We start from the raw sequence: 25,248 nt of genomic DNA, 5'->3' as shown, positions 1-25,248 counted from the left end.
TTTTAGTTGAGGTAACCATATGCCATTGCTGGATAGCTTTACCGTCGATCACACCATCATGGCGGCACCTGCGGTTCGCGTAGCGAAAACCATGAACACGCCGCACGGCGATACCATTACCGTTTTCGATCTGCGCTTCTGCCGCCCAAACAAAGAAGTCATGCCCGAGCGCGGCATCCACACGCTGGAGCACCTTTTTGCCGGCTTTATGCGTAACCACCTGAACGGTGACGGCGTTGAAATCATCGATATCTCGCCCATGGGCTGCCGCACCGGCTTCTACATGAGCCTGATTGGCACGCCGGACGAGCAGCGCGTAGCCAAAGCCTGGAAAGCAGCAATGCAGGATGTGCTGAAAGTCACCGACCAGCGCAAAATCCCTGAGCTGAACGAATTCCAGTGCGGTACCTATGAAATGCACTCGCTGGACGAGGCGCAGGATATTGCGCGTCACATCATCGAGCACGACATCGGCGTGAACCACAACGACGAGCTGGCGCTGCCGAAAGAGAAACTGCAGGAACTGCATATCTAGTTAGTGAACCGGGCTTCCCTTGCGGAAGCCCGGCTGTCTTATCAGGATCCTACCGATTCCTTCAACGACTTTTGCGGCGTAACGCGAACCTGCTTAATCATATTCTCCTGCACATCAAGAATATCAATCGCATAATGGCCGATATGCACGGTCGTATCCGGCAGCGGAATATCTTGCAGGACTTCCAGAATCATACCGTTAACCGTTCTTGCTTCCTCTTCCGGCAGCTTCCAGTTAAAAGCTTTGTTCAGCTCGCGCACGTTGGCGCTGCCTTCAATCAGCACCGAGCCGTCGTTTTGCGGCATCACTTCTTCCGCCAGCGTTGGCGACATCGAGGTGGTAAAGTCGCCGACAATCTCTTCCAGGATATCTTCAATGGTGATTAGGCCTTTGATATCGCCGTATTCATCCACCACCAGACCAACTTTCTTTTTGTTGCGCTGAAACTTAACCAGTTGAACGTTAAGCGGCGTGCCTTCCGGCACATAGTAAATCTCATCCGCCGCGCGCAGCATCACCTCTTTGGTAAACTCTTTTTTCTCGGTCATCAGGCGATAGGCTTCGCGCACGCGCAGCATGCTGATGGTATCGTCCAGAGAATCCCGGTAGAGCACGATGCGGCCGTGCGGAGAGTGGGTAAGCTGGCGCACGATGGATTTCCAGTCGTCGTTGATATTAATGCCGACGATTTCGTTGCGCGGCACCATGATGTCGTCGACGTTCACTTTTTCCAGATCCAGCACCGAAAGCAGCATATCCTGGTTGCGATGCGACATCAGGGTACGCGATTCATAAACAATGGTGCGTAGCTCTTCTTTGCTTAACGCAGAATTGGCAGCGCTGTCGGTCTTCATGCCGACCATACGCATCATAATGCGGGTAATGGTATTGAGCAGCCATACCAGCGGCAGCATCACAATCTGTAAAGGGCCAAGCAGCCAGCTACTGGGAAAGGCGACTCTTTCAGGATAAAGCGCGGCTACGGTTTTCGGCAGAACCTCAGCAAACACCAGCACCACGAAAGTCAGAATACCGGTAGCGATAGCCACGCCTTCATCACCGTGCAGGCGCATCCCGACGATAGTCGCCAGCGCGGAAGCCAAAATATTCACCAGATTATTGCCGATCAGCACCAGGCTGAGCAGACGATCGGGACGGCGCAGCAGCTTTTCAACGCGGCGGGCGGCGCGATCGCCGTTCTTCGCCTGATGGCGAAGCTTATAGCGGTTGAGCGTCATCATGCCGGTTTCGGAGCCGGCGAACCACGCCGACACCAGCACCATAACGACCAGAATAATTATCAGCGTGGTGGTTGAAACTTGTTCCAACGAGGGAATTCCTTGTAGTGGAGGATCAGGAGGTCAAAAAATGCTGCAGCATACGACTGCCGAAATAGGCCATGGTCAGCAGAAAAGCGCCGCCGAAATTGAACCAGGCCACGCGGCGTCCACGCCAGCCTTCATGATAGTGACCCCAGAGCAGCACGATATAAACAAACCAGGCAAGAATTGACAGCACGGCTTTGTCTATATTCTCGCGGCTGAATAAATCCTGCATATAAAACAGGCCGGTACAGAGCACCAGCGTCAGCAACACTACGCCAACCTGAGTGATATGGAACATTTTACGTTCAATCGTCATCAGCGGCGGAATATCGTTGCTGAATGCCAGCTTTTTATTTTTCAGCAGCCAGTCTATCCAGGCCAGCTGTAGCGCATACAGCGCCGCAATAATCAGCGTAGCATAGGCGAACAGCGCCAGGCCGATATGCACCATCATGCCGGGCGTGGTTTCCAGATGCGTGATAAAAGCGTTGGGCACAAAAGTAGCGAAGGCCAGATTGATTAGCGCAAAGCTATAAACCACGGGCAGCAGGATCCAGCCACGATTGCGTGAAGCCACAATGGTCATAATGGCGCAGATCAGCAGGCTGACCAGCGAGCCGATATTGAGCAGGCTAAGGTTTTGCCCGCCGTCCAGAAAAATACGCTGCTGTAGCGTCACGGCATGACACACCAGCGCCAGCGTGGCGGAAATCACGGCCAGACGACGCCACGCGCTCTGCTTGCGCAGCAGGCTGGGGATAATCAAGGCAAGACTGAATGAGTAGGCGAGCAGCGCCAGAATCGCAAAAACGGACATAAGGGTTGTCAGCACCGGCAAGGCTATGAAAAAAGGCAGTATAGCGCCAGCCGCCGCTGGCTCCAAACGATCTCATCGCAGATGGCTGAGATCGCAGCGGCTTCATGTTATAATCTGCGCCATTGTGTCGCCTGGCGACCTCTCATTACGTTGAGCGAGAGACGATGTTTGATAATTTAACCGACAGATTGTCGCAAACCCTGCGCAATATCAGCGGCCGTGGACGGCTGACAGAAGACAACATTAAGGACACTCTGCGCGAAGTGCGCATGGCGCTGCTTGAGGCGGACGTTGCGCTGCCGGTAGTGCGTGACTTTATCGGCCGCGTAAAAGAGCGCGCCGTAGGTCATGACGTCAACAAGAGCCTGACGCCAGGTCAGGAGTTCGTGAAAATCGTTCAGAATGAGCTGGTTGCCGCGATGGGCGCCGAGAACAACACGCTCAATCTGGCCGCCCAGCCGCCGGCTGTAGTATTGATGGCGGGTCTGCAAGGCGCGGGTAAAACTACCAGCGTCGGTAAACTGGGTAAATTCCTGCGCGAAAAGCACAAGAAAAAAGTGCTGGTCGTTTCTGCCGACGTCTACCGTCCGGCGGCGATCAAACAGCTGGAAACGCTGGCAGAGCAGGTTGGCGTCGATTTCTGCCCGTCCGATCTCAGCCAGAAGCCGGTCGATATCGTTAAAAATGCGCTGCAGCAGGCGAAGCTGAAATTCTACGATGTGCTGCTGGTGGATACCGCTGGCCGTCTGCACGTCGATGAAGCGATGATGGACGAGATCAAGCTGGTTCACGCCGCGATCAATCCTGTCGAAACGCTGTTTGTGGTCGATGCCATGACAGGTCAGGATGCGGCGAACACGGCGAAAGCCTTTAACGAGGCGCTGCCGCTGACCGGCGTGATCCTGACCAAGGTCGATGGCGATGCGCGCGGCGGCGCGGCGCTCTCTATTCGCCATATCACCGGCAAGCCCATCAAGTTTATGGGCGTCGGCGAAAAAACCGAGGCGCTGGAGCCGTTTTATCCGGATCGTATCGCTTCCCGTATCCTGGGCATGGGCGACGTGCTGTCGCTGATCGAAGATATCGAAAGCAAGGTTGACCGCGCTCAGGCGGAAAAACTCGCCAGCAAGCTGAAAAAAGGCGACGGCTTCGATCTCAACGACTTCCTGGAGCAGCTTAAGCAGATGCGCAACATGGGCGGCATGGCCAGCCTGATGGGCAAACTGCCGGGCATGGGCCAGCTGCCGGATAACGTCAAATCGCAGATGGACGATAAAGTGCTGGTGCGCATGGAGGCGATGATTAACTCCATGACGCGCAAAGAGCGCGAAAAACCAGAAATTATCAAAGGCTCCCGCAAGCGTCGTATCGCTACGGGTTCCGGCATGCAGGTGCAGGACGTCAACCGGCTGTTAAAGCAGTTTGACGATATGCAGCGCATGATGAAAAAGATGAAGAAGGGCGGCATGGCGAAGATGATGCGCGGCATGAAAGGTATGATGCCGCCGGGCTTCCCGGGTCGTTAAGCAAGCCGGAAAAGTGCTCAGGCGAATTAGATTGCTTTTTGCGCCAAAATGAGTAAAATTTTCGGGCTTTTTATATTGCACCCGGGCCCCGTTCCCTCAATGGGGCCCGGTTGTTTTATTAACTAAAGAGGATGTTATGGTAACAATTCGTTTGGCACGTCACGGCGCTAAAAAGCGTCCGTTCTATCAGGTAGTCGTTACTGACAGCCGCAATGCTCGCAACGGTCGCTTCATTGAGCGCGTTGGTTTCTTCAACCCGATCGCTTCTGGTCAGGCTGAACCACTGCGTCTGGATCTGGACCGCATTGAGCACTGGGTTGGCCAGGGCGCTACTCTCTCTGATCGCGTTTCCGCGCTGATCAAAGAAGCTAAGAAAGCAGCTTAATCTGTCACGGTGGTCAACATGAGCAAGCAACTCGCCGCCCAGCCGCCCGCTAATCCGCTAGTGTTAGGGAAAATGGGATCGGCTTACGGCATCCGTGGTTGGCTCAAAGTGTTTTCCTCCACTGAAGATGCCGAAAGCATTTTTGACTACCAACCCTGGTTTATCCAGCGGGCGGGTCAATGGCGGCTTATCGAGCTGGAAGGCTGGAAGCGCCACAATCAGGACATGATCATCAAAGTCAAAGGCGTTGACGATCGTGATGCCGCCACGCTACTGACCAATTGCGAAATTGTGGTAGACGCGGCGCAGCTGCCTCCTCTGGAAAGCGGCGACTATTACTGGAAAGACCTGATGGGCTGCCAGGTAGTCACCACCGAAGGATACGAGCTGGGCAAAGTCATCGATATGATGGAAACCGGTTCCAACGACGTGCTCGTCGTGAAGGCAAACCTGAAGGATGCGTTTGGTGCGAAGGAGCGGCTGATTCCGTTCCTTGATGGACAGGTTATCAAGAATGTCGATCTCACTACCGGCACCATCGAAGTAGATTGGGATCCTGGTTTTTGAGCTCCGAACAAAGCGGTAACGCTCCGGCGCAGTCGATGTGGATTGGCATAATCAGCCTGTTCCCTGAGATGTTTAGCGCAATTACCGACTACGGAGTAACTGGCCGGGCAGTAAAAAATGGCCTGCTCAGCATTCAGAGCTGGAGTCCTCGCGACTTCACTCATGACCGGCACCGTACCGTGGACGATCGTCCTTACGGCGGCGGACCGGGAATGCTAATGATGGTTCAGCCCTTACGGGACGCCATCCACGCAGCAAAAGCGGCGGCAGGAGAAGGCGCTAAGGTGATTTATCTTTCACCTCAGGGGCGCAAACTCGATCAAAATGGGGTTTGCGAGCTGGCGACCAGCGAGAAGTTAATTCTGGTCTGTGGTCGCTATGAAGGGATAGACGAGCGCGTCATCCAAACCGAAATCGATGAAGAATGGTCGATCGGGGATTACGTACTCAGCGGCGGGGAACTGCCGGCAATGACGCTGATTGATTCGGTCGCCCGGTTTATCCCTGGCGTACTGGGCAAGCAGGCGTCAGCCGAGGAAGATTCGTTTTCCGAAGGCCTGCTGGACTGCCCGCACTATACCCGACCTGAAGTGTTAGAAGGGATGGAGGTTCCGCCAGTTCTGCTGTCGGGCAACCATGCCGAGATTCGCCGCTGGCGTCTGAAACAGTCGCTGGGCCGTACCTGGCTGAGAAGACCTGAACTTCTGGAAAACCTGGCTCTGACTGAAGAGCAAGCAAAGTTGCTGAAGGCGTTCCAACAGGAATTCAGACAGCAGCATAACGATGATGGGCAGTCCGGGCTGTAGCCGCGGCGCCTGAATATCAGTTTACCCAGGATAAGAGATTTAATTATGAGCAACATTATCAAGCAAATCGAACAAGAGCAGATGAAACAGGACGTACCTTCATTCCGTCCGGGCGACTCCGTGGAAGTGAAAGTATGGGTTGTTGAAGGCTCCAAGAAGCGTCTGCAGGCATTCGAGGGCGTGGTTATCGCTATTCGTAACCGCGGTCTGCACTCTGCATTCACCGTTCGTAAAATTTCTAACGGCGAAGGTGTTGAGCGTGTCTTCCAGACTCACTCACCTGTAATCGACAGCATCGCTGTTAAACGCCGTGGTGCCGTACGTAAGGCCAAACTGTACTACCTGCGTGAGCGTACCGGTAAGTCTGCACGTATCAAAGAACGTCTGGGCGCTAAAGCAGCATCCTAAGTTAATACGAAATAAAGGGCCGGTCGCGAGACCGGCCCTTTTTTTGTCTGCAATCCTGCTACGCCGACTTATTATTTCTCTCCAGCGCCGCGGCATAAGGGCTACGCTGCTGGCAGCTTGCCACATAACCACTCAGCGCTTCGTTTAAAACCAGACCGCAGAGCTGTGCCCACATCAGCGTATGCGCCAGAAAAATATCCGCCAGCGTAAAATGTTCGCCAGCGATCCATGGCGACCCCAGCCTCACCGCATTCAGTGCTTTGGCGGCATCGGCAAAAGCTGTTTCGACAACGGCTGGCGATCGCAACGCCTCCGGCAGCAAAAACTTGTGCTTAAGTAGAGTCCAGACCGGTGACTCTAAATCCGTAAGGGAAAAACTCAGCCACTCGTTAACTTTTGCTCTGGCTAAAGGCTCGCGCGGATAAAAGACGCCTGCTTCCTGCTTTTCGCAAAGATACTGGCAGATAGCTGCGGTTTCAAAGATAAGATGCCCTTTGTCTTCCAGTACCGGCACTTTGCGCAAAGGGTGCGGAGAGGAAACGGCTGGCTCGGGGGAAAATAAATCTACAGGACAGGTTTCATAATCCAGCTTCAGCTCTTCCAGCGTCCACAGGACTCGCAAAGAACGACTTTTAGGGAAAGTATAAACTTTCATTTTTGCTCCTTCCGTAAGCGAGATTGTCATCAGCAACAAAATTTCATTCACAGCGTAGCGGAACGACGTGATGATAAAAAGTACGCCGGACGAAAAACATGGGCGGCAAAAGTAAGGAAAACCTTTTGCCGCCCAGTGGTTATCAGGCAGAGCCGGATCCGTCTGGCTCTTTTAAGCTACAGCTTAATCAGGCAAGTCGCCACAGGGTTGCAGAATCCGCCCCGCCGGGCGCCCAGTCCATAACCCAGGCAGTATGGCCCTGTATGCAAACCCAGATTCGATTCTGATAACTAACCTTTTCTCCCGTCTGGAAAGTTTCATTCAATGCCCAGCTACGCAAAGTATTCGGTGTATCGGTGGTGACCTGAAGCGTATTACTGCGTGTGGACATTTTGCCGCTGACATCGTAAGCAATCACAAAATAGCTGTAGCGAGTATCGGCTTTCAGCGCGGTATCGCTCCAGCTCAGCTGCGAGCCAGGAACGCTGGCGATCACGCTGGTGATGCCGCCGTTTTCGCTGCGGAAAATGCTGTAGGATCCCAGCGCGTGCGAACCGGCAACGGCGGCATCCCAGGCGAGCGCGATGCTGCTGGTGGTGACGTCGGTACTGCGCAGATTGCCCGGCGCGGCTGGGGCTACATCCGGTACTACAGGCGACAGTGGCGTAGTTACGGAGATCGTTTTGCTTAATACCGACTCCTCTGAGTTTTCGTAAACGGCGCTCACGGCATAGGTATATTGCGTTCCTTCCTCCAGGCCAGTATCGGTAAAGCCAGGCAGAGAAGCCTCGCCTGTTGGTTGGCCATTGCGATAAACCCTGTACGTTTTAACCGGAACCAACATGGCATCCCAAATCAAAGAGATTTTGTCAGTAGTGGCATTGATAACGTGAAGGCCCGATGGCGCTATAGTAAGATCGTTGCCGGTATTGCCGCTTTCGCCATTAATGGTATAGGTCAGATTTACCGCCGCTGGCTGAATGTCGTACTGACAGATGACTTTATCCTGACAAATTAATTTAGCCGTGCGTGGCTGTGCGGACTCAGCAATATTAATATGGAATTTATTCATAACGTTGCTTCTGAGCCGGTTATTATCAAGTTTAAAACGCTGCACGCCCAGATCCGATTCAACCAGTAACTGGCAATCCTGTTCAGTTAACTGAGCGGCGTCGTCTTTATATACAAAACCATAAGCGCCATGTAACGCAGGATAAATATAACCAGGAAGAATGCCTTGCGGATCGTAATAACCCACTAGCGTAGTGACCGGGACGCCAGACTGCTCAGGTTTAACCTGGCGGCTAATATCAACGATTTCATCATTTGGCAACCATCTGTCGCCATTAGAGTGATAAACCGTTTTTTCCCCTGCGGGAAGAGTAATGCTTAACCCATTAATAGCCATTTTTACGTCAAGAACAGATCTATTCTCAATATTTAAGATACGCTGCTTATTCTCTTTTTCCGCTGGCGGTACAGAAACCTCCGGCACCCAATCGCTAGCCGAAATTACAATATTCACCAGCTGAGCAGAGGCCAAAAGCCGGGTCAGAGAATAGTGGTTTAATTCGTCGTTACGGGCTAAAGCGCGTGTTGTTTCGGCTGTCAGGATCACACACTCTTTCCATGAGGTTCCGTCAGATCTATAGCTCTTATTAAAGCCTCTGGTCACATTAGTGGTTTGGCCATTGATATGCAGCTGGCTGCCGTAAGTGGCGTTATGATTGAAAGAGAAAAGCGCGCCCTGATTACTTTGCGAAGCCGTCGGTAAATAGACAGCCTGAGCCCAGTTTCCGTCAGCCATGGTGACGCCAACCATTTTATTTTTGGCAAACAAGGCAGCAAGCGTATTCGCGCTTAAGTCTTTATTGGCAGCAATAAGCGGGCGAAGAGTATCTACGTGATGGAAAAAAGGTTCCATTCGCTGGGTCTCTGCATTCCATTTTTTAAAGCCTGTTGCTGAATCAGCAGCAAAAACCACTTTTTTCTCCATAAAATCCTGAATTTGAGTCGCGGTATAAGGCGTATAAAGCGTGAAACGGTTAATCGGTGCCATTGGTTCGCCACCGGCCATGGGATCAAAGCCAAACGAGCGACCATGAAATGTTGCCTGGCAAGTATCCTGGTAGCAGGAAGGCTTATCACTCATTATCGGTTTAAAATTCGGCAGGAATTTCATCCGATCGCTATCCCAGCCCCAGGTAGAGTTAATGGAATTGGCGGACTGATGAACCGAGCCGTCAAACTCGCCGGGATAATGAATCAGATCGTAACAGTGGCCAACCTCATGGCTAAATTCATTGCCCAGTGAATCTTCAAGCGTCACCATGCCCGCTCCGCCGGAGAGTCCATGAATAATGATGCCGTTAGCATATTTTCCCCGGCTATTATGCGCGGTAAGCTGCGCGACCAGATAAGGCGTCCATTCGCCTTCACCTTCAGAGCAATTGATACCATAATTGGCGTGATTAATGCCCAGCGAGATAAGCTCTTTACCGATTCTGGCTCGCATGGTGCCGTCATAAACGCCGCCCTGGCTGGGATCGAAATCGGTCAGCAGTTGGCCATTGGGCAGCATAACTTCAGTGAGGTGAAGTGACTGATACTGCCCTACGATTAATTTTGATATTGGCGCGGTCTGAAAGTATTCCCGGTGCGCTTCAGTATCTTTTGCAAACACAAACTCATCACGAGGCGTGGTCAGCATTCCCACGTCTATAGTATGAATAAGCAGCTCCGTCGGCGCGCCAACCGGAATATTTTCCAGCCTTCCACTTCGTTCGCCGCTGTTGAAATGCATGGCGAAACCAGGCTGGATGCAGCGGGCCGGCAGATCGATGCTCCATGTATTCAGCGCATAGATAATACCCTGATTAGTTAAATCACCTTCCCAGACCCATTGGCCGGACAGGTATTTGAAAAAGAATATATTGTTGGTGGAGATAGTGGTAGAGCGGCCGGAATAATGGATGGTAGAATTATAACCAGCCTTCGATTGGAAACGGATAACTTTATTTTCAATATCCGGACCTTGAGGAAGATAAATGTTTCCTGTCCAGCGGCCATCGGCAGTACGGATTTCAACCTCAGCGTGGGTTTGCAATTCTTTTAGCAGCAAGCTGCCAGTAGGATCGCTAAGCTGGTTTATTACGGCAGCGGTATCAATAACGGATTTTGAACCCGGTAATGGCGTGAAATCTATATTGTTTGGCAAACCGTCAATATGATAGGCCGTTGACGGCAGCAGTTCAGGCTTGTTAAGTTTATATGTGCCAATTTCCCGGCCTTCTTTGTTGATCACCGTTACCTGTAGCGATGCAACTTCTTCCAGCGGCTTGACCAGCAGCAATGTTTTACGGTTAGCGATAAGGCGAGGTTGTTTATCACCCGATTTTGGCTTTGCCGGGAGGATCTGACTCTGCGCAAACTTCACATTGGCAGCCAGTGAACCTTGCAGATCGTTAGAGTAATCGCTGGTGTTAAAGACCAGCTCCTCATTGTGAATGGCCAGGATCTTCTTTAGTATTTTTTCGTCGGATAACATAATTGTTCCTCTGGATATTATTTCCTCCTGCGTAAAAAGTTAAAGAAAATGGCTTTCTCACTTATGCCAGGCTGCAAGAGGCTGATTGAATTTTCGCGATTTTTGTCGTATGGGGCACAACACGCAAACGCAATTATTTATCCAGGCCCAGTAAAAAATAGTAATCCCTTGAATATTAAAAGGCGGGAAGTAAAACAGAGGACAATTCAGAAATTCATTTAGCGCTGTAAAAATTTAGAGTAAAGATAGTATGTATTAATTATTAATGAATAGTGTAAGTTAAAGAATATAATTTGGTGATAAATAAGGGCTCTTGCTAACATGGAACCCGTTTAAATGCACAATGTCAGCCGACTGACTGCTATCTAAATCGCCCGGCAAGCAAAAGCGGTACCGGGCGTCAGTTTCAGGCACGATAAAATTGATAAACAGCAGTATCGACCGGGCCATTCTCCAGTACGATCAGGCCATATTTAATGCCTTTAAATTCCGCGCCGCATTTTTCTGCTACCCCGCGGCTGGCGACATTTTCCGCTACCGCCAGGATCTCAACCGTATCTCTTTCCGGGCTTTGCCACGCCAGATCCACCAGATACCGCACGGCCTGGCTGGCTACGCCCTGACGTTGCTCACTGCTGCGTACCCAATAGCCGATAGAGCAGTGGTGCGGTTGCTCTTGTGAATACCGCAAGCCGGCTCCGCCAAGCAGTCGGCCATCTTCAGCAAACAGCCCCATTTCATTGGCTTCGCCTTTTGCGCGCAGCGTATTTGTGGCGGTAAACCAGCGGAGCGCTTCCTGTTCCGTAAAATCTTCATGCGCCCAGAGCAGCCAGGGCCGCAGCGTATCGAGCGAGGCGTTTACCGCGCTGGCGAATGCTTCGGCATCCTCGTTGCGATAGGGTCGATAGACTATATGCATATTATCTCCTTTAAGTTTAACCCTAAATTGAGGATTAATTTATTGCCATAAAGCCAGCCAGAAAGAAAGCGGCTATTCACCTGTCTGGCTGGCATTTTTACCGGCACAGGAAAGTTGTTTTTTTATCGGGCCGGACAAGGGTAAAAAATGTGAAGCGGCTCTGCATTTGAAATATAGCTTTCAGCATAGCTTATATAGTGATAAGGCCAGAGCCGCTCTGGAGCCCAGGGAGTACCTGATAATGTTTGTAGCTACGCTTCGGCAATACTCGACAAAACCATTTCAGCCGACAAGGAGATGCGTGTAAAGTTAAATTTACATTAGACATGCCGAAGCAAAAAGAAAATCTATATTTATGTAATTGATATTATTGGATTTTTATCTAATGTGTATTCCGTTTATCTTTCATGGTAATAAAAGTGTACATCTTCGGATTGTAAAATGTACCCTTTCTGATACAGTGTCCTCACCTAATTATCCGCACCTACGGGCATAACGAGAGAGCAGGCCATGCAAAAAGACGCGCTGAATAACGTTCATATCGCCGACGAACAAATTTTGATTACGCCGCAGGAACTGAAAAACAAGTTCCCGCTGACCGACGCGCAGCAGGCGCAAATCGCCGCTTCCCGTCAGACCATTTCTGACATTATCAGCGGTAAAGATCACCGTTTGCTGGTGGTATGCGGCCCTTGTTCAATCCACGATACGGAAGCAGCGTTGGACTATGCGCGTCATTTAAAAGCGCTCTCTGAAGATCTCAAGGATCAGCTCTATATCGTTATGCGCGTCTACTTTGAAAAGCCGCGAACCACTGTGGGCTGGAAAGGGCTGATCAACGACCCTTACATGGATAACTCGTTCGATATGGAGGCGGGCCTGCATATCGCGCGCCGCCTGCTGGTAGAACTGGTAGAAATGGGACTGCCGCTGGCGACGGAAGCGCTGGATCCTAACAGTCCGCAATACCTTGGCGATCTGTTTAGCTGGTCGGCTATCGGCGCGCGCACCACAGAGTCGCAGACGCATCGTGAAATGGCTTCCGGCCTTTCCATGCCGGTTGGCTTTAAGAATGGCACCGACGGCAGCCTGGGCACCGCAATCAACGCGATGCGCGCTGCCGCCATGCCGCATCGCTTTGTGGGCATCAACCAGAGCGGTCAGGTTTGTCTGCTGCAAACCCAGGGCAACCCGGACGGCCACGTGATTTTACGCGGCGGCAAGCAGCCTAACTACGGCCCGGAAGATGTGGCGCAATGCGAAAAAGAGATGAGCAAGGCGGGACTCCGGCCTGCGCTGATGATAGATTGCAGCCACGGTAATTCTAATAAAGACTTCCGCCGCCAGACCGGCGTGGCTGAATCCGTCGTGGCGCAGATCAGGGACGGCAACCGCTCCGTGATCGGCCTGATGCTGGAAAGCCATCTGCATGAGGGCAACCAGTCTTCCGAGCAGCCGAAGAGCGCCATGCGCTACGGCGTTTCCGTCACCGATGCCTGCATCAACTGGGAAACCACCGATAAGCTGCTACGCACTATTCACCGGGAGCTGGATGGCGTGCTGGCGGCACGTCTGTCGTAAGAGAGGTAATTATGGTGGCTGAACTGACCGCGCTACGCGATCAAATCGATGAAGTTGATAAAGCGCTACTCGATCTGCTGGCCAAAAGGCTGAGCCTTGTCGCAGAAGTAGGCGAGGTAAAAAGCCGTTACGGACTGCCAATATATGTCCCGGAGCGCGAAGCCTCTATGCTGGCCTCGCGTCGTAAAGAAGCAGAACTGCTTGGCGTGCCGCCGGATTTGATTGAAGACGTGCTGCGCCGCGTTATGCGCGAGTCCTATGCCAGCGAAAATGATAAAGGCTTTAAAACTCTGCATCCGGAGCTTCGCCCGGTGGTTATCGTTGGCGGCAAAGGCAAGATGGGACGCCTGTTTGAAAAAATGCTGACGCTTTCCGGCTATCAGGTGAGGACGCTGGATAAAGAAGAGTGGCCGCAGGCGGGCAGCCTGCTGGCGGATGCGGGCATGGTAATTATCAGCGTGCCGATCCACCTGACTGAAAAAGTGATAGCGGAGCTGCCGCCGCTGCCGGAGGACTGCATCCTGGTCGACCTGGCCTCGGTAAAAAACGGCCCGCTGCAGGCAATGCTGGCCGCGCACAGCGGCCCGGTGCTGGGACTACATCCTATGTTCGGCCCGGACAGCGGCAGCCTGGCAAAACAGGTGGTGGTCTGGTGCGATGGCCGCCAGCCAGAAGCCTACCAGTGGTTTTTAGAACAGATTCAGGTCTGGGGCGCGCGGCTGCACCGCATCAGCGCGGTCGAGCACGATCAGAATATGGCCTTTATCCAGGCGCTGCGTCACTTTGCTACCTTCGCCTATGGCCTGCATCTGGCGGAAGAAAACGTGCAGCTTGAACAGCTATTAGCGCTCTCTTCGCCAATTTATCGGCTGGAGCTGGCGATGGTTGGCAGACTGTTTGCCCAGGATCCGCAGCTTTATGCAGACATTATTATGTCGTCGGAAAATAATCTGGCGCTGATCAAACGCTACTATCAGCGCTTCGGCGAAGCCATCCAGCTGCTGGAGCAGGGCGATAAACAGGCGTTTGTTGACAGCTTCCGCCGCGTCGAGCACTGGTTTGGCGACTACGCCCAGCGCTTTATGCTGGAAAGCCGTTCGCTGCTGCGCCAGGCCAACGACAGCCGCCAGTAAAGCAGAAAGGCCGGAAACGGCCTTTTTACCTGCTATGTTATGCCCTTAGCTGGGCGCAAGTGGCAGAAACCCACCTTTTTGCAAAATTGTCTGAGCCTGAGCGCTTAATAAAAATGCCGCCAGCGGCCGCGCATTGGCGTTGCAAACGGCAAAAGCGTAGTCGGCGCGAATTTGAAAAGGCGTCGGAATGGCAAGAACGGCGATGCCGGGCTGCGCGGCGTAGCTTTGATAGCCGATAAAAATATCAGCCCGATCGCCATTTAGCAGCCAGCTTGCTGCGGATTGTCCGGTCGGAACCGTTGGACTGTTCGGCCCGCCAACCAGCTGTAGCGCTCGCTGCTTTAGCGACTCCCCAAAACCCGGATGCTGTTGCTCAATACGTTCAAAAAGCTGCCAGGTGTAATCGCCTGAGGGATCGCTTATCGGTGTAGAAGTGGCGATACGCAACGCTGCATCGCTAAGGAGATCCAGCCAGCTTCGTTCCGGCGTTGCCAGCCGTTCTCTGATGCTCAGGCATAACTCGTTATGGGTAAAGATGCCGCTTTCAAAGGCATAGCCAGCCAACAGCAACGCTTGCGGATGGGCTATATTTGCCGACAAAAAGAGATCGCAGTGCTCGCCTTGTCTGATGCGCTCGTAAAGAAGCCCGGCAGGGCCAAATTTTACGGTAACGGCCTGGCCGTATGCTGCCGCAATTTTCGGCCAGACTGCGCGTAAGCTACCGGCAGCCAGTACGGACAGCGTCATCAGTTACTACCCGTGTAGTGCGTGCGGTAAAACCGCTGATACCATTCATCCGCTTTTTTCTGCATATCAATATCGCGGAATTTCTCCGGATAAAGCTTTTTCGCCATCCATAGCTCGCCCAGCGCTAACGCTTCCGGCATCGGATAGCCCCAGGCTTTTGCGTACTCCGGCATCAGGTAAACGCGATGATGCTTAACGGCATCCAATGCTTGCCAGGCGGTTTGTTCATTGATCTCGTTGATCACCTGAGGATAGCGATCCTGCACAAAGATCGCCTGAGGATCCCAGGCGAGGATTTGCTCCATAGAGACCTGCTTATAACCCTTTACCGTAGCGGCGGCGACATTTGATGCGCCAGCGTGCGCCATCATTAAACCCGTGTATTTGCCGGAACCGTAGGTAGTGAGGTCAGGATTCGCCATATAAACCCGGATACGCTGCGAGGTGGGGATCGCCTTCAGACGTTCGGCGGTTTGCTGGCGCTGGCTAAAGGTCGCTTCAATCAGTTCTTCAGCCTGTCGCTGGTGGTTAACGACCTCGCCAATCAGGCGAATGCCCTGTTTCAGTCCCTCGTTATAGGCCTGCTCCTCATTGTCCAGTTGCGGATTAAGACGATGCTGCTGCTTGTCGTCAGCGCGCAGCGAGATAGCAATAACGGCAATGCCGAGCTTTTGGATCTGGTCAATCATCTCCTGCGGCGCATAGTTGGTGACGAACACTACCTGCGGCCTTAGCGCCACCAGCTTCTCTACATCCACATGCGTCAGATCGCCCAGCGTCGGCAGGCTGGTCAATTCCGGCACCAGCCGTTGATAGTTTTCGCCCAGCTGCTGCTTCCAGTTACTAAGAATACCGACCATAGTTTTGGTAGCATCCAGCTGGACTAACAGGTTAAGTGTCTGATGCTGCAATACCACTACGCGATCGACACGATCGGGAATAGTAACATCACGGCCAAGCTGATCGATAACCTGGCGACTGGCATAGCAGGAGAAAGCGAGCAGGCTCGCGGAAAGCAGCAGCATAGAGCGTAAAAGAGGGCGCATTGATTATTCCCGACATTCGTTATGTAGGAGATAATATAGCGATAAAGCGAGGCGGGTAAATGACCCTAAGCAAATAACCGCCGCTCTTTACGGCGGCGGTCAGGTGGTTTCAGTGACGCAACGCTGCGTTAATCACTGTGGTTCGACCGGGATAACGTTCTCGCTCGGATAGCAGCCCAGCACTTTCAGCGAGCGAGTGATAGGCGCAAGCTCGCGCAACGCCTGCTGTACTTCTTCTGAACGCAAATTACCCTGAAAATCGATATAAAACATCTCTTCCCAGGGATTGCCTTTAATCGGACGCGACTCCAGCTTGCTCATGACCAGATTATGCTGACGCAGCACCAGCAGTGCCTCTACCAGCGCGCCAGCCTGCTGCCCGGTAGCCATAACCAACGTAGTTTTGGCTGGAACCTGCGGCGTAACCTCTACCGGCTTACGTGCCAGGATCACGAAGCGGGTAATATTTTGCTGCTGGTTAGCCAGATTACGCTCAAGCACCTGTAGGCCGTAAAGCTCGCCGCCAGCCTGGCTACCCAGCGCGGCGACTTTAGGCGAATTCAGGGCGGCAACCTTTTCCATGGCGGCGGCAGTACTTTCCGTATACTCAATTTTCCAGTGCGGATAGCGGTGAATAAATTCGCTGCACTGCTGGAAAGGCTGAGGATGGCTATAAACGGTTTCTATCTGCTGCAGATCGGTGCTGCCGGCAACCAGCACGCAGTGATCGATAGGAATCGTCATCTCGCCAACCAGCGACAGGCTGGTTTGCTGCAGTAAATCATAAACTTCATTGATCGAGCCGGAGCTGGTGTTCTCTATCGGTAACACCGCATAGTCGGCCTGGCCCGTTTCTACCTGACTAAAAATATCGCGGAAGCTCAGGCAGCCGCATTCGATAAAGTTATCAAAATGGCGAGCGGCATAATTACGTGAAGCCAGATGCGAGTAGGAGCCTTTTGGACCGAGGAAGGCGATTCTGGCCGATTGCGCATTAGTCTGGTTGAGATGTTGTTGCAGCAAAGCCTGCTGTGTCAGCACGGAATCTTCAATAATCAATTGGAAAAGGCGGGTAATGTAGTGCGCATCCAGCTGATGCGTTTTCCCCAGCGTGACCAGATGCTCAAGCAGGTCGCGCTCGCGGTCGATATCGCGCACCGGGCGATGGGTGGCCATCTTCGCCGTCGCAACTTCAACCGCCAGCGCCCGGCGTTTTGCCAGCAGACTCAGTAATTCTTCATCCAGCGCGCTGATTTTTTCGCGCAGGGCCAGCAGGGGATTATCAGTGGTCATAGGGCTACCTGTCAGATGTTCATAAAAAAAAAGCCTCCCGTTTGGGAGGCCTTGTTGTTCGTCTTCGCTTTCTTTCTTACACGACGAATTGCCTCCCGGTCAGGGGAAGGTAAAAAAGAAGGCGAAGAAGAACGGCAGCTGTTTCATCAAAGTATCCACGAATGTCGGAGGGTTAAAGTAACCACAGCAATTTATTGCTGTCAATAAAAACATGTTCTGTACGCCCGATCGGCTACCCATTCTGGGCAGCCGAAGAAAACAGCGATTACTGCTGTGAATGTCGAACCGCCACGTTTTTGTCGAAGATAAGAGCATTCATTATTCTGTAAAAACAGGGAAATCCGTAAGAGATAAAAGTGATGTTATCTTTTAAAAATCACGATCTGAATTAAATGGTTTGTAAGGAGTGTGTTTTTAATATGTAATTATTAATGATGAATATGTTGGTTTTATCGGGAGTTCTGTTTTTTATTTATCATCAGTAGATTGTCTGATATTCTTTTCCCTCGGCTTTTTAGCACGCCTGAGTAACGGGAGGCTAATAAAATAGTCGTTTATTCATGGAAGATTCAGTAATAAAAAGGAGATAAGATGGATGCCAAAAAAAGGATTCTTATTATTCGTATCGATTTTCTTGGGGATATGGTCTGCACTACGCCACTGCTGCATGCGCTTAAGACAAGTTGGCCGCAGTCGGAGATCCACGTTATCGCCAATAAATACAATGCACCTATACTGGATAATAATCCCGCTGTTAGTAAAGTCCATTACTATGTCTATTCTAAGAACAGGCATAAAAATATCAGGCCAGGTTTTTTTAACTATATTAAAGAAAGATTGAGTCTTATTTTATCTCTTCGCAAATTGAAATTTGATTTACTTATTATTCCAAATGGCGGCATGTGTAAAAACGCAATTAGCTTTGCCAGACAGCTAAAGGTTCCTGACTGCCGTTGGCATAATGCTGCTACCGAATTTGACGATCGCGTAAAGGCTCACGTAGCGACCAGGCCCTTAATCCATGAGGCGCTTGCCGGTTTTATGCTTGTCCCCGAATTGGGTATGCCGGATATTGAACAGTTAAAACTGCATATTTTCCCCTGTCCGGAAAAAGTTGATTTCTGGCAAAAAAAGTTAGGCGCAAAAAAGAAGCTCAGGGTAGGTTTTTTTGTCTCTAATAACAGCGTGCAGCGGCAATGGCCAACAGAGAAATGGCTGACGCTAAGCGACGCACTCGGCGACGGTTATGAAATAGTCGTTTTTCACTCACCTCAGGAAAATTCTTCTGCTGTATGGCGGGAAGAAAAAGAGACGCGCGAAATATTTACCCCAACTGTTCCCGATCTGATTGCGGCGATGACGCAATTAGATCTAGTGATCTCAGCTGATAGCGCGCCTGTTCATCTGGCATCTGCATTACAAATTCCGTTAGTTGCGCTGTTCGAATCCCGCCTTGAAAAATATCGGCGCTGGCATCCTTTGGGTGTCAGAGCGATATTGCTGTATGAAGGTAAGCAGGTCAGTGATATTTCCGTTACGTCTGTTGTTACCGCCGTGAATAAGCTGCTGTCCGAAGACAAGACAAGCGAACTTCAACCATTTTCTGTTGAAAGGAGCCTTGCTTACCAATGAAAATTATCGCACTGAAGTACTGTACAGAATGCGGGGCCAAACGCCGTTTCATCGAGCGCCTGTTTGCTTTTGACAGCGAGCTTTGTGACGACTGTTACCTGGAGTTGATCGAATCGGTACGTGACAGGCGGGGCAGGGCAGAAGATCGCTGACGCAGAAATTGACTGCTGGCAAAAAAACGCGCCCGGAGGCGCGTTATCTTTTTTACCTATTCCTCATCGATAATGCTGAGGTCTTTGACGCTGGCCTGGGCGCGTTTCGCCTCGCCCTTGTGCTGAGCCTTGTTCAGCTGGCGTTCCAGCTTGTTAATCAGCTCGTTGATGGCCGCATACATATCATCGTGTTTGGCGCTGGCGATCAGCGGGCCGTTCGGCGTATTGATAGTGGCATCGGCAACATAGTCCTTTGGCTCTTTGGAAAGGACGATGTGCGGGTTAATCAGGTGGGTTTGCCATTTTTCCAGTTTGGCAAGACGCTCTTCGACATGCTGGCGGATAGCCGGAGTGATTTCCATTTGCTTGCTGGTAATGTTCAGAACCATAGTGCTTACCTCTAATCATTTCCGTCGAATGTAAGGTAAGCATACCCTGGAAAAAGGGTTATTGCGTGATTTGCATCACCTTATTTTGTCACTTTTTGTCAAGAATGACGATTCTGTGAGGCGGGCTGGTAAACAGGTTAAAGAGACTTGTAGGGAGATTTTTTCACAGGCATGATGGGTAAGTTAACCTGCGGCAAAACAGCGTAGCCGCCAGGAAAAAATGGCAGCCCGAGGCTGCCATTTTTCGTATTAAGCCTGATTAGCCGCGATCAGTTTCGCAACTTTGTCCGCTTCCGCCGTCAGCTGCAGCTTACGGTAGGCGTTTTCCATCAGCGGCAGCGCCTGACGCGTCGCCTGCGTATCCGGATAATCCTTCATCATTTGCTCAACGCGGTTAACTACTGCAACATAAGCTTCGCGCTTAGTGTAGAATTGCGCCACGGAAAGCTCATACTTCGCCAGACGGTCTTTCAGATAGATAAGACGCTTTCTGGCGTCCGTCGCATACTGGCTGTTTGGATAGCCACGCAGCAGCTGAGAGAAGTCGTGGAAGGCGTCGCGGGCGTGAGAAGGATCGCGGTCGGAACGATCGATGCCGAAAAAGCCCTGCAGCGCGCTGTCATCAAGCGCCATATCCGTCAGTCCGCGCATATAAATTACGTAATCAATGTTCGGATGCGTAGGATTCAGGCGCATAAAGCGATCGATAGCGGCCTGCGCCAGCGGTAAATCGGCATTTTTATAGTAAGCGTAGATCAGGTCTAACTGTACTTGCTGGGAGTAAGGCCCGAACGGATAGCGGTTATCAAGCGCTTCCAGTTGCGTTATTGCTCCTTTAAAGTTACCGTCCTGCAGTTTTTGCTGGGCAGTGGCATAAATCTCGGAAGGCGGGCTATCGGGCACCGTATCCTTCGAGCCGGAACAACCCGCTAATGCCAGGCTCAACGTGGCTGCAGCCACCAGATATTTCATACGCGTCATGACGATTTGATTATCCTCAGTGTGTTATTCAGGAAGCTGTCCATGTAGCTCCCGATAGTGACCAGGTACAATAGCACATTATATTAAACGGCATCGCCGTGAAAACCCAACGTTAACGAAGAAGCTGTTTATGGCACAACAAGTAAAACTCAACGCAACGGTCTCCGAATCGCAACTCGGACAACGCTTAGATCAGGCTTTGGCCGAATTGTTCCCTGATTATTCAAGATCTCGTATAAAAGAGTGGATTCTCGACCGTCGCATCAGCGTCAACGGCGTAATCATCGACAAACCGCGCGAGAAACTGCTCGGCGGCGAACAAATCGCTATAGACGCGGAAATCGAAGAAGAGGCGCGCTGGGAAGCGCAAAACATTCCTCTCGACATCGTCTATGAAGATGACGATATCCTGGTGATCAACAAACCGCGCGACCTGGTAGTACATCCTGGCGCGGGCAACCCCGACGGTACGGTGCTGAACGCGCTGCTTTACCATTATCCTGCTATTGCTGATGTGCCACGTGCGGGCATCGTCCATCGTCTGGATAAAGACACTACCGGTTTGATGGTGGTCGCTAAAACAGTACCGGCGCAAACGCATCTTGTGGAATCTCTTCAGCTGCGTGAAATCACGCGCGAATACGAAGCGGTGGCCATTGGCAAAATGACGGCGGGTGGCACGGTTGACGAACCTATCAGCCGTCACTCCACTAAGCGTACCCATATGGCTGTACATCCAATGGGCAAACCGGCTACTACGCACTATCGCATTATGGAGCACTTCCGCGCCCATACGCGCCTGCGTCTGCGCCTTGAAACGGGCCGTACGCACCAGATCCGCGTGCATATGTCCCATATCAGCCATCCGCTGGTGGGCGATCCGCTGTACGGTGGTCGTCCACGTCCGCCAAAAGGCGCTTCAGAAGCTTTTATCGGCACGCTGCGTAAATTCGATCGCCAGGCACTGCATGCAACCATGCTGCGTCTCTATCACCCGGTAACCGGCATTGAGATGGAGTGGCATGCGCCGCTGCCGCAGGATATGGTCGAGCTGATTGAAGCGCTGAAGGCCGATACCGAAGAATTTAAAGAGCAGCTGGACTGGTAATGAGCCTGCTTACGCCGGAATGGCCTGCGCCCGCTAACGTGCGGGCCTGTAGCACAACGCGCGCGGGCGGTTTTAGCCAGGCTCCTTGGCACTCGCTGAACTTAGGCGCGCATGTTGGCGACGATGCTGCAACGGTAAACCGCAACCGCGAGCAGCTTGTTTCGCTTGCGGCTATGCCTTCCAGCCCTGTCTGGCTTGAGCAGGTGCACGGCGTTGAGGTGCTTAATCTCACTGGCGAACAGTCCGCTTCGCTGCGGGCCGATGCGGCCTATACACGCCAGCGCGGCGTGGTATGCGCGGCGATGACGGCAGATTGCCTGCCGGTACTGTTCAGCTCGCTGGATGGTAAAGAGGTAGCTGCCGCGCATGCTGGCTGGCGCGGGCTTTGTTCAGGCGTGCTGGAAGCGACGCTGGCCGCTTTTCTTTCGCCGCCGCAGGAGATTATCGCCTGGCTTGGCCCGGCGATTGGGCCGCAGGCTTTTGAAGTCGGCGCGGAAGTAAAAGCGGCCTTTTTAGCGTTAAATCCGGAAGATGCTGTCGCTTTCAGACCAGCGGGCGAAAAATATTTTGCCGATATCTGGCAGCTTGCTCGTCTGCGCCTGGCGCGCTGTGGAGTGCGCTCCGTCTCAGGTGGCGGCCTTTGTACCCTTTCGCAGCCTGAACAATTTTTCTCCTTCCGACGCGACGGCGTCACCGGCCGTATGGCAAGTTTGATCTGGCTGAGCTAACCTGTCGCCATAAGACGATCCGGACTGTGTTATTTTTCACCAAAATATTCCGGTCACTTAACTTGAAAATTTGAGGGAAGACCTCATTTAATCTCCAGTAGCAATTTGACCTGAATGGGGGAATTATGCGTCTGGATCGTCTTACTAATAAATTCCAGCTTGCTCTCGCTGACGCCCAGTCTTTAGCGCTAGGGCGCGACAATCAATTTATCGAACCGCTGCATCTGATGAGCGCTCTGCTCAAGCAGGAAGGCGGCTCCGTTTCACCTTTACTGACTTCCGCCGGCGTGGATGTCGCCGCGTTACGCAGCGGCGTCGAGCAGGCTATCAGCCGTTTGCCGCAGGTCGAAGGCGCCGATGGCGATGTCCAGCCTTCCGCTGACCTGGTTCGCGTGCTGAACCTCTGTGACAAACTGGCGCAAAAACGCGCCGACAACTTTATCTCATCTGAACTCTTTGTGCTTGCCGCGCTTGATTCGCGGGGATCGCTGGCCGATTTACTAAAATCCGCCGGCGCAACCAGCGAAAAACTTCAGCGCGCCATTGACCAGCTGCGTGGAGGCGAAACCGTGAACGACCAGGGAGCTGAAGACCAGCGCCAGGCCCTTAACAAATACACCATAGACCTGACCGAACGTGCGGAAAAAGGCAAACTGGATCCGGTTATTGGCCGTGATGAAGAAATCCGCCGCACCATTCAGGTTTTGCAGCGCCGTACTAAAAACAACCCGGTGCTGATCGGCGAACCTGGCGTAGGTAAAACCGCTATCGTGGAAGGGCTGGCGCAGCGCATCATTAATGGCGAAGTACCGGAAGGCTTAAAAGGCCGTCGGGTACTGGCGCTGGATATGGGCGCGCTGGTGGCGGGGGCGAAATATCGCGGTGAGTTTGAAGAGCGTTTGAAAGGCGTGCTGAACGACCTGTCCAAACAGGAAGGCAACGTTATCCTCTTTATCGACGAACTGCATACCATGGTTGGCGCCGGGAAAGCCGATGGCGCGATGGATGCCGGCAATATGCTGAAGCCTGCGCTGGCTCGTGGCGAACTGCACTGCGTTGGGGCTACTACCCTGGATGAGTATCGTCAATATATAGAGAAGGATGCGGCGCTTGAGCGTCGTTTCCAGAAAGTCTTCGTAGCGGAACCGAGCGTGGAAGACACCATCGCTATTCTGCGCGGACTGAAAGAGCGCTATGAGCTGCATCACCATGTGCAAATCACCGATCCGGCTATTGTGGCTGCGGCTACGCTATCGCATCGTTATATTGCGGATCGTCAGCTGCCGGATAAAGCTATCGACTTGATAGACGAAGCGGCCTCCAGCATTCGTATGCAGATTGATTCCAAGCCAGAAGCGCTGGATCGCCTGGAGCGCCGTATTATCCAGCTCAAGCTGGAGCAGCAGGCGCTGAAAAAAGAATCAGACGATGCCAGCATCAAACGTCTGGATATGCTTGAAGAGGAGCTGAGCCAGAAAGAACGCGACTATTCAGAACTGGAAGAAGAGTGGAAAGCGGAGAAAGCCTCGCTCTCGGGCACCCAGACTATTAAAGCGGAGCTTGAGCAGGCCAAACTGTCGTTGGAGCAGGCACGCCGTACTGGCGATCTGGCGCAGATGTCTGAGCTGCAGTACGGAAGAATTCCGGAGCTGGAAAAACAGCTGGCAGCCGCCACGCAGGCAGAAGGCAAAACCATGCGGCTGCTGCGTAACCGCGTTACCGACGTAGAGATTGCGGACGTGCTGGCTCGCTGGACGGGTATTCCAGTGGATCGCATGATGGAAGGCGAGCGCGACAAGCTGCTGCGTATGGAGCAGGAGCTGCATCAGCGGGTGATTGGCCAGAACGAAGCGGTCGAAGCGGTTTCCAACGCTATTCGCCGTAGCCGGGCAGGCCTGGCGGATCCAAACCGTCCGATCGGCTCATTCCTGTTCCTGGGCCCAACTGGCGTAGGTAAAACCGAGCTTTGCAAAGCGCTGGCCAACTTTATGTTCGACAGCGACGATGCGATGGTGCGTCTGGATATGTCGGAGTTTATGGAAAAGCATGCGGTATCGCGGCTGGTGGGCGCGCCTCCGGGGTATGTCGGCTATGAAGAAGGCGGCTATTTAACTGAAGCAGTACGGCGTCGCCCTTACTCGGTTATCCTGCTGGATGAAATTGAAAAAGCGCATCCTGACGTTTTCAACATCTTATTGCAGGTGCTGGACGATGGCCGTTTGACGGACGGGCAGGGCAGAACAGTAGACTTCCGCAATACGGTCGTCATCATGACCTCTAACCTGGGTTCCGATCTAATTCAGGAACGCTTCGGTGCGTTGAGCTATGGGGAAATGAAAGACGTAGTAATGACGGTGGTCGGCCAGCATTTCCGTCCGGAATTCATTAACCGTATCGATGAGCTGGTGGTCTTCCATCCGCTGGGCGAAAAACATATCGCTTCAATTGCGAAGATTCAGCTGCAACGCCTGTACGATCGTCTGACCGATCGCGGCTATGAACTGCATATCTCTGATGCAGCTCTACAGCTGCTGGGCGAGAACGGTTACGATCCTGTCTATGGCGCAAGACCGTTAAAACGCGCTATTCAGCAGCAAATCGAAAACCCGCTGGCGCAGCAGATACTTTCCGGTCAGCTGGTTCCAGGGAAAAAAATAGAAATGGATGTGCAGGACGGCGCTATCGTGGCCAGCCAGCAATAGTAGTTATGAATAAAAACGGGCCTTCGCGCCCGTTTTTGCTTATTTACTAAACGTTAATAGTGCTTTTTAACCGTTTGGGGTGGTTTTTTGAACGGTCGAACCTTTTTTTGCAATTAGGGGTTGTCAGGGCGCGAGAACTCCCTATAATGCGCAACCACTGAGACGGCACAACGGCTTACGGCCAGCGGCTCAGGAGGTTCAGGAAGCTGAACCGCCGGAGAAAAACTTCTGAAAAAGAAGTTGACTCTGAAGGAGGAAAGCGTATT

At 52.3% G+C, this 25,248-nt stretch carries 24 protein-coding genes and 1 other annotated feature; of the genes, 13 read left to right on the top strand and 11 right to left on the bottom strand.

All coding sequences use genetic code 11. From position 1 onward, the window contains the following. Positions 1-19 precede the first annotated feature (19 nt). The gene (gene luxS / locus ACETPC_RS18190; RefSeq protein WP_380183799.1) at positions 20-535 is read left to right on the top strand and encodes an S-ribosylhomocysteine lyase; all 516 of its coding nucleotides are present in this window, start codon (positions 20-22) and stop codon (positions 533-535) included. 41 nt (positions 536-576) lie between these two features. On the opposite strand, the gene ACETPC_RS18185 is transcribed toward luxS, so the two are convergent. Both ACETPC_RS18185 and ACETPC_RS18180 read right to left on the bottom strand, forming a co-directional pair. Continuing rightward, complete coding sequence (locus ACETPC_RS18185) at positions 577-1,863, bottom strand: HlyC/CorC family transporter (RefSeq protein ID WP_380183797.1); 1,287 nt, start codon at positions 1,861-1,863, stop codon at positions 577-579. A 25-nt stretch (positions 1,864-1,888) separates the two neighbouring features. Then, positions 1,889-2,677, bottom strand: a complete 789-nt coding sequence (locus tag ACETPC_RS18180) for an inner membrane protein YpjD (RefSeq protein ID WP_380183795.1) — start codon at positions 2,675-2,677, stop codon at positions 1,889-1,891. Between the two features lie 164 nt (positions 2,678-2,841). Here ACETPC_RS18180 and ffh point away from each other — a divergent pair, with 164 nt between their 5' ends. The 5 genes from ffh to rplS all read left to right on the top strand — a co-directional run bounded on the left by ffh (position 2,842) and on the right by rplS (position 6,369). After that, positions 2,842-4,203: a signal recognition particle protein gene (gene ffh / locus ACETPC_RS18175; protein WP_380183793.1), complete on the top strand. Its 1,362-nt coding sequence runs from the start codon at positions 2,842-2,844 to the stop codon at positions 4,201-4,203. A gap of 136 nt (positions 4,204-4,339) precedes the next feature. Continuing rightward, positions 4,340-4,588 (top strand): 30S ribosomal protein S16, encoded by a 249-nt coding sequence (gene rpsP / locus ACETPC_RS18170; protein WP_380183791.1) that lies wholly within the window; start codon positions 4,340-4,342, stop codon positions 4,586-4,588. Between the two features lie 18 nt (positions 4,589-4,606). Next, positions 4,607-5,155: a ribosome maturation factor RimM gene (gene rimM, locus ACETPC_RS18165; RefSeq protein ID WP_380183789.1), complete on the top strand. Its 549-nt coding sequence runs from the start codon at positions 4,607-4,609 to the stop codon at positions 5,153-5,155. Then, positions 5,152-5,961, top strand: a complete 810-nt coding sequence (gene trmD / locus ACETPC_RS18160; RefSeq protein WP_380183788.1) for a tRNA (guanosine(37)-N1)-methyltransferase TrmD — start codon at positions 5,152-5,154, stop codon at positions 5,959-5,961. Before rimM ends, trmD begins: the two co-directional genes overlap by 4 nt. 45 nt (positions 5,962-6,006) lie before the next feature. Then, positions 6,007-6,369 (top strand): 50S ribosomal protein L19, encoded by a 363-nt coding sequence (gene rplS, locus ACETPC_RS18155; protein ID WP_024965502.1) that lies wholly within the window; start codon positions 6,007-6,009, stop codon positions 6,367-6,369. A gap of 58 nt (positions 6,370-6,427) precedes the next feature. Here rplS and ACETPC_RS18150 read toward each other — a convergent pair whose 3' ends face one another. From ACETPC_RS18150 to ACETPC_RS18140, 3 genes are all read right to left on the bottom strand, one after another. Next, complete coding sequence (locus ACETPC_RS18150) at positions 6,428-7,024, bottom strand: glutathione S-transferase family protein (RefSeq protein ID WP_380183786.1); 597 nt, start codon at positions 7,022-7,024, stop codon at positions 6,428-6,430. 187 nt (positions 7,025-7,211) lie between these two features. Continuing rightward, positions 7,212-10,571 carry a M66 family metalloprotease gene (locus ACETPC_RS18145; protein WP_380183784.1) on the bottom strand — a complete coding sequence of 1,120 codons (3,360 nt, stop codon included), beginning with the start codon at positions 10,569-10,571 and terminating at the stop codon, positions 7,212-7,214. Positions 10,572-10,977: 406 nt separating this feature from the next. Beyond that, positions 10,978-11,490: a GNAT family N-acetyltransferase gene (locus ACETPC_RS18140; protein ID WP_380183782.1), complete on the bottom strand. Its 513-nt coding sequence runs from the start codon at positions 11,488-11,490 to the stop codon at positions 10,978-10,980. A gap of 510 nt (positions 11,491-12,000) precedes the next feature. Here ACETPC_RS18140 and ACETPC_RS18135 point away from each other — a divergent pair. After that, positions 12,001-13,071, top strand: coding sequence for a 3-deoxy-7-phosphoheptulonate synthase (locus tag ACETPC_RS18135; RefSeq protein ID WP_380183780.1), 1,071 nt, complete (start codon positions 12,001-12,003; stop codon positions 13,069-13,071). A gap of 11 nt (positions 13,072-13,082) precedes the next feature. Continuing rightward, positions 13,083-14,204 carry a bifunctional chorismate mutase/prephenate dehydrogenase gene (tyrA, locus tag ACETPC_RS18130; protein WP_380183778.1) on the top strand — a complete coding sequence of 374 codons (1,122 nt, stop codon included), beginning with the start codon at positions 13,083-13,085 and terminating at the stop codon, positions 14,202-14,204. A 45-nt stretch (positions 14,205-14,249) separates the two neighbouring features. On the opposite strand, the gene ACETPC_RS18125 is transcribed toward tyrA, so the two are convergent. The 4 genes from ACETPC_RS18125 to pheL all read right to left on the bottom strand — a co-directional run bounded on the left by ACETPC_RS18125 (position 14,250) and on the right by pheL (position 17,437). Then, positions 14,250-14,951: a substrate-binding domain-containing protein gene (locus tag ACETPC_RS18125; protein ID WP_380183776.1), complete on the bottom strand. Its 702-nt coding sequence runs from the start codon at positions 14,949-14,951 to the stop codon at positions 14,250-14,252. After that, positions 14,951-15,997, bottom strand: a complete 1,047-nt coding sequence (locus tag ACETPC_RS18120; RefSeq protein ID WP_380183774.1) for an ABC transporter substrate-binding protein — start codon at positions 15,995-15,997, stop codon at positions 14,951-14,953. The genes ACETPC_RS18125 and ACETPC_RS18120 overlap by 1 nt, the downstream gene beginning before the upstream one ends. A 132-nt stretch (positions 15,998-16,129) precedes the next feature. After that, a complete protein-coding gene (pheA, locus tag ACETPC_RS18115) occupies positions 16,130-17,290 on the bottom strand; it encodes a bifunctional chorismate mutase/prephenate dehydratase (RefSeq protein ID WP_380183772.1) in 1,161 nt (386 codons plus the stop codon). A 23-nt stretch (positions 17,291-17,313) separates the two neighbouring features. After that, positions 17,314-17,438, bottom strand: a sequence feature (Phe leader region). After that, complete coding sequence (pheL, locus tag ACETPC_RS18110; protein ID WP_125294913.1) at positions 17,390-17,437, bottom strand: pheA operon leader peptide PheL; 48 nt, start codon at positions 17,435-17,437, stop codon at positions 17,390-17,392. Its footprint overlaps the feature before it by 48 nt. 443 nt (positions 17,439-17,881) lie before the next feature. Between pheL and ACETPC_RS18105 the strand changes: the two genes are divergently transcribed. Continuing rightward, complete coding sequence (locus tag ACETPC_RS18105; protein WP_380183771.1) at positions 17,882-18,922, top strand: glycosyltransferase family 9 protein; 1,041 nt, start codon at positions 17,882-17,884, stop codon at positions 18,920-18,922. Then, positions 18,919-19,074 carry a hypothetical protein gene (locus ACETPC_RS18100; RefSeq protein WP_380183769.1) on the top strand — a complete coding sequence of 52 codons (156 nt, stop codon included), beginning with the start codon at positions 18,919-18,921 and terminating at the stop codon, positions 19,072-19,074. The genes ACETPC_RS18105 and ACETPC_RS18100 overlap by 4 nt, the downstream gene beginning before the upstream one ends. A gap of 56 nt (positions 19,075-19,130) precedes the next feature. Here the strand turns inward: ACETPC_RS18100 and raiA are convergent, their stop codons facing one another. Continuing rightward, a complete protein-coding gene (gene raiA / locus ACETPC_RS18095; RefSeq protein WP_380183768.1) occupies positions 19,131-19,463 on the bottom strand; it encodes a ribosome-associated translation inhibitor RaiA in 333 nt (110 codons plus the stop codon). A gap of 249 nt (positions 19,464-19,712) precedes the next feature. Beyond that, positions 19,713-20,444 carry an outer membrane protein assembly factor BamD gene (gene bamD, locus ACETPC_RS18090; protein ID WP_380183766.1) on the bottom strand — a complete coding sequence of 244 codons (732 nt, stop codon included), beginning with the start codon at positions 20,442-20,444 and terminating at the stop codon, positions 19,713-19,715. Between the two features lie 130 nt (positions 20,445-20,574). Here bamD and rluD point away from each other — a divergent pair, with 130 nt between their 5' ends. The 3 genes from rluD to clpB all read left to right on the top strand — a co-directional run bounded on the left by rluD (position 20,575) and on the right by clpB (position 24,982). Further along, positions 20,575-21,552 carry a 23S rRNA pseudouridine(1911/1915/1917) synthase RluD gene (gene rluD / locus ACETPC_RS18085; RefSeq protein ID WP_380183764.1) on the top strand — a complete coding sequence of 326 codons (978 nt, stop codon included), beginning with the start codon at positions 20,575-20,577 and terminating at the stop codon, positions 21,550-21,552. After that, positions 21,552-22,280: a purine nucleoside phosphorylase YfiH gene (gene yfiH, locus ACETPC_RS18080; protein WP_380183762.1), complete on the top strand. Its 729-nt coding sequence runs from the start codon at positions 21,552-21,554 to the stop codon at positions 22,278-22,280. Before rluD ends, yfiH begins: the two co-directional genes overlap by 1 nt. A gap of 125 nt (positions 22,281-22,405) precedes the next feature. Beyond that, positions 22,406-24,982 (top strand): ATP-dependent chaperone ClpB, encoded by a 2,577-nt coding sequence (clpB, locus tag ACETPC_RS18075; protein WP_380183760.1) that lies wholly within the window; start codon positions 22,406-22,408, stop codon positions 24,980-24,982. Positions 24,983-25,248 lie beyond the last annotated feature (266 nt).

This window comes from Pantoea sp. sgz302252, from assembly GCF_042610525.1.
Lineage (GTDB): Bacteria > Pseudomonadota > Gammaproteobacteria > Enterobacterales > Enterobacteriaceae > Erwinia.
This window is presented reverse-complemented; position numbering and strand designations above follow the sequence as displayed.

What these genes read in the sequence shown, in the direction of transcription:
- luxS (WP_380183799.1), top strand. Translation starts at nt 20, where the DNA reads ATGCCATTGCTGGATAGCTTTACCGTCGATCACACCATCATGGCGGCA.
- ACETPC_RS18180 (WP_380183795.1), bottom strand. Translation starts at nt 2,677, where the DNA reads ATGTCCGTTTTTGCGATTCTGGCGCTGCTCGCCTACTCATTCAGTCTT.
- ffh (WP_380183793.1), top strand. Translation starts at nt 2,842, where the DNA reads ATGTTTGATAATTTAACCGACAGATTGTCGCAAACCCTGCGCAATATC.
- rpsP (WP_380183791.1), top strand. Translation starts at nt 4,340, where the DNA reads ATGGTAACAATTCGTTTGGCACGTCACGGCGCTAAAAAGCGTCCGTTC.
- rimM (WP_380183789.1), top strand. Translation starts at nt 4,607, where the DNA reads ATGAGCAAGCAACTCGCCGCCCAGCCGCCCGCTAATCCGCTAGTGTTA.
- rplS (WP_024965502.1), top strand. Translation starts at nt 6,007, where the DNA reads ATGAGCAACATTATCAAGCAAATCGAACAAGAGCAGATGAAACAGGAC.
- ACETPC_RS18150 (WP_380183786.1), bottom strand. Translation starts at nt 7,024, where the DNA reads ATGAAAGTTTATACTTTCCCTAAAAGTCGTTCTTTGCGAGTCCTGTGG.
- ACETPC_RS18145 (WP_380183784.1), bottom strand. Translation starts at nt 10,571, where the DNA reads ATGTTATCCGACGAAAAAATACTAAAGAAGATCCTGGCCATTCACAAT.
- ACETPC_RS18140 (WP_380183782.1), bottom strand. Translation starts at nt 11,490, where the DNA reads ATGCATATAGTCTATCGACCCTATCGCAACGAGGATGCCGAAGCATTC.
- ACETPC_RS18135 (WP_380183780.1), top strand. Translation starts at nt 12,001, where the DNA reads ATGCAAAAAGACGCGCTGAATAACGTTCATATCGCCGACGAACAAATT.
- tyrA (WP_380183778.1), top strand. Translation starts at nt 13,083, where the DNA reads ATGGTGGCTGAACTGACCGCGCTACGCGATCAAATCGATGAAGTTGAT.
- ACETPC_RS18125 (WP_380183776.1), bottom strand. Translation starts at nt 14,951, where the DNA reads ATGACGCTGTCCGTACTGGCTGCCGGTAGCTTACGCGCAGTCTGGCCG.
- ACETPC_RS18120 (WP_380183774.1), bottom strand. Translation starts at nt 15,997, where the DNA reads ATGCGCCCTCTTTTACGCTCTATGCTGCTGCTTTCCGCGAGCCTGCTC.
- pheA (WP_380183772.1), bottom strand. Translation starts at nt 17,290, where the DNA reads ATGACCACTGATAATCCCCTGCTGGCCCTGCGCGAAAAAATCAGCGCG.
- ACETPC_RS18105 (WP_380183771.1), top strand. Translation starts at nt 17,882, where the DNA reads ATGGATGCCAAAAAAAGGATTCTTATTATTCGTATCGATTTTCTTGGG.
- ACETPC_RS18100 (WP_380183769.1), top strand. Translation starts at nt 18,919, where the DNA reads ATGAAAATTATCGCACTGAAGTACTGTACAGAATGCGGGGCCAAACGC.
- raiA (WP_380183768.1), bottom strand. Translation starts at nt 19,463, where the DNA reads ATGGTTCTGAACATTACCAGCAAGCAAATGGAAATCACTCCGGCTATC.
- bamD (WP_380183766.1), bottom strand. Translation starts at nt 20,444, where the DNA reads ATGACGCGTATGAAATATCTGGTGGCTGCAGCCACGTTGAGCCTGGCA.
- rluD (WP_380183764.1), top strand. Translation starts at nt 20,575, where the DNA reads ATGGCACAACAAGTAAAACTCAACGCAACGGTCTCCGAATCGCAACTC.
- yfiH (WP_380183762.1), top strand. Translation starts at nt 21,552, where the DNA reads ATGAGCCTGCTTACGCCGGAATGGCCTGCGCCCGCTAACGTGCGGGCC.
- clpB (WP_380183760.1), top strand. Translation starts at nt 22,406, where the DNA reads ATGCGTCTGGATCGTCTTACTAATAAATTCCAGCTTGCTCTCGCTGAC.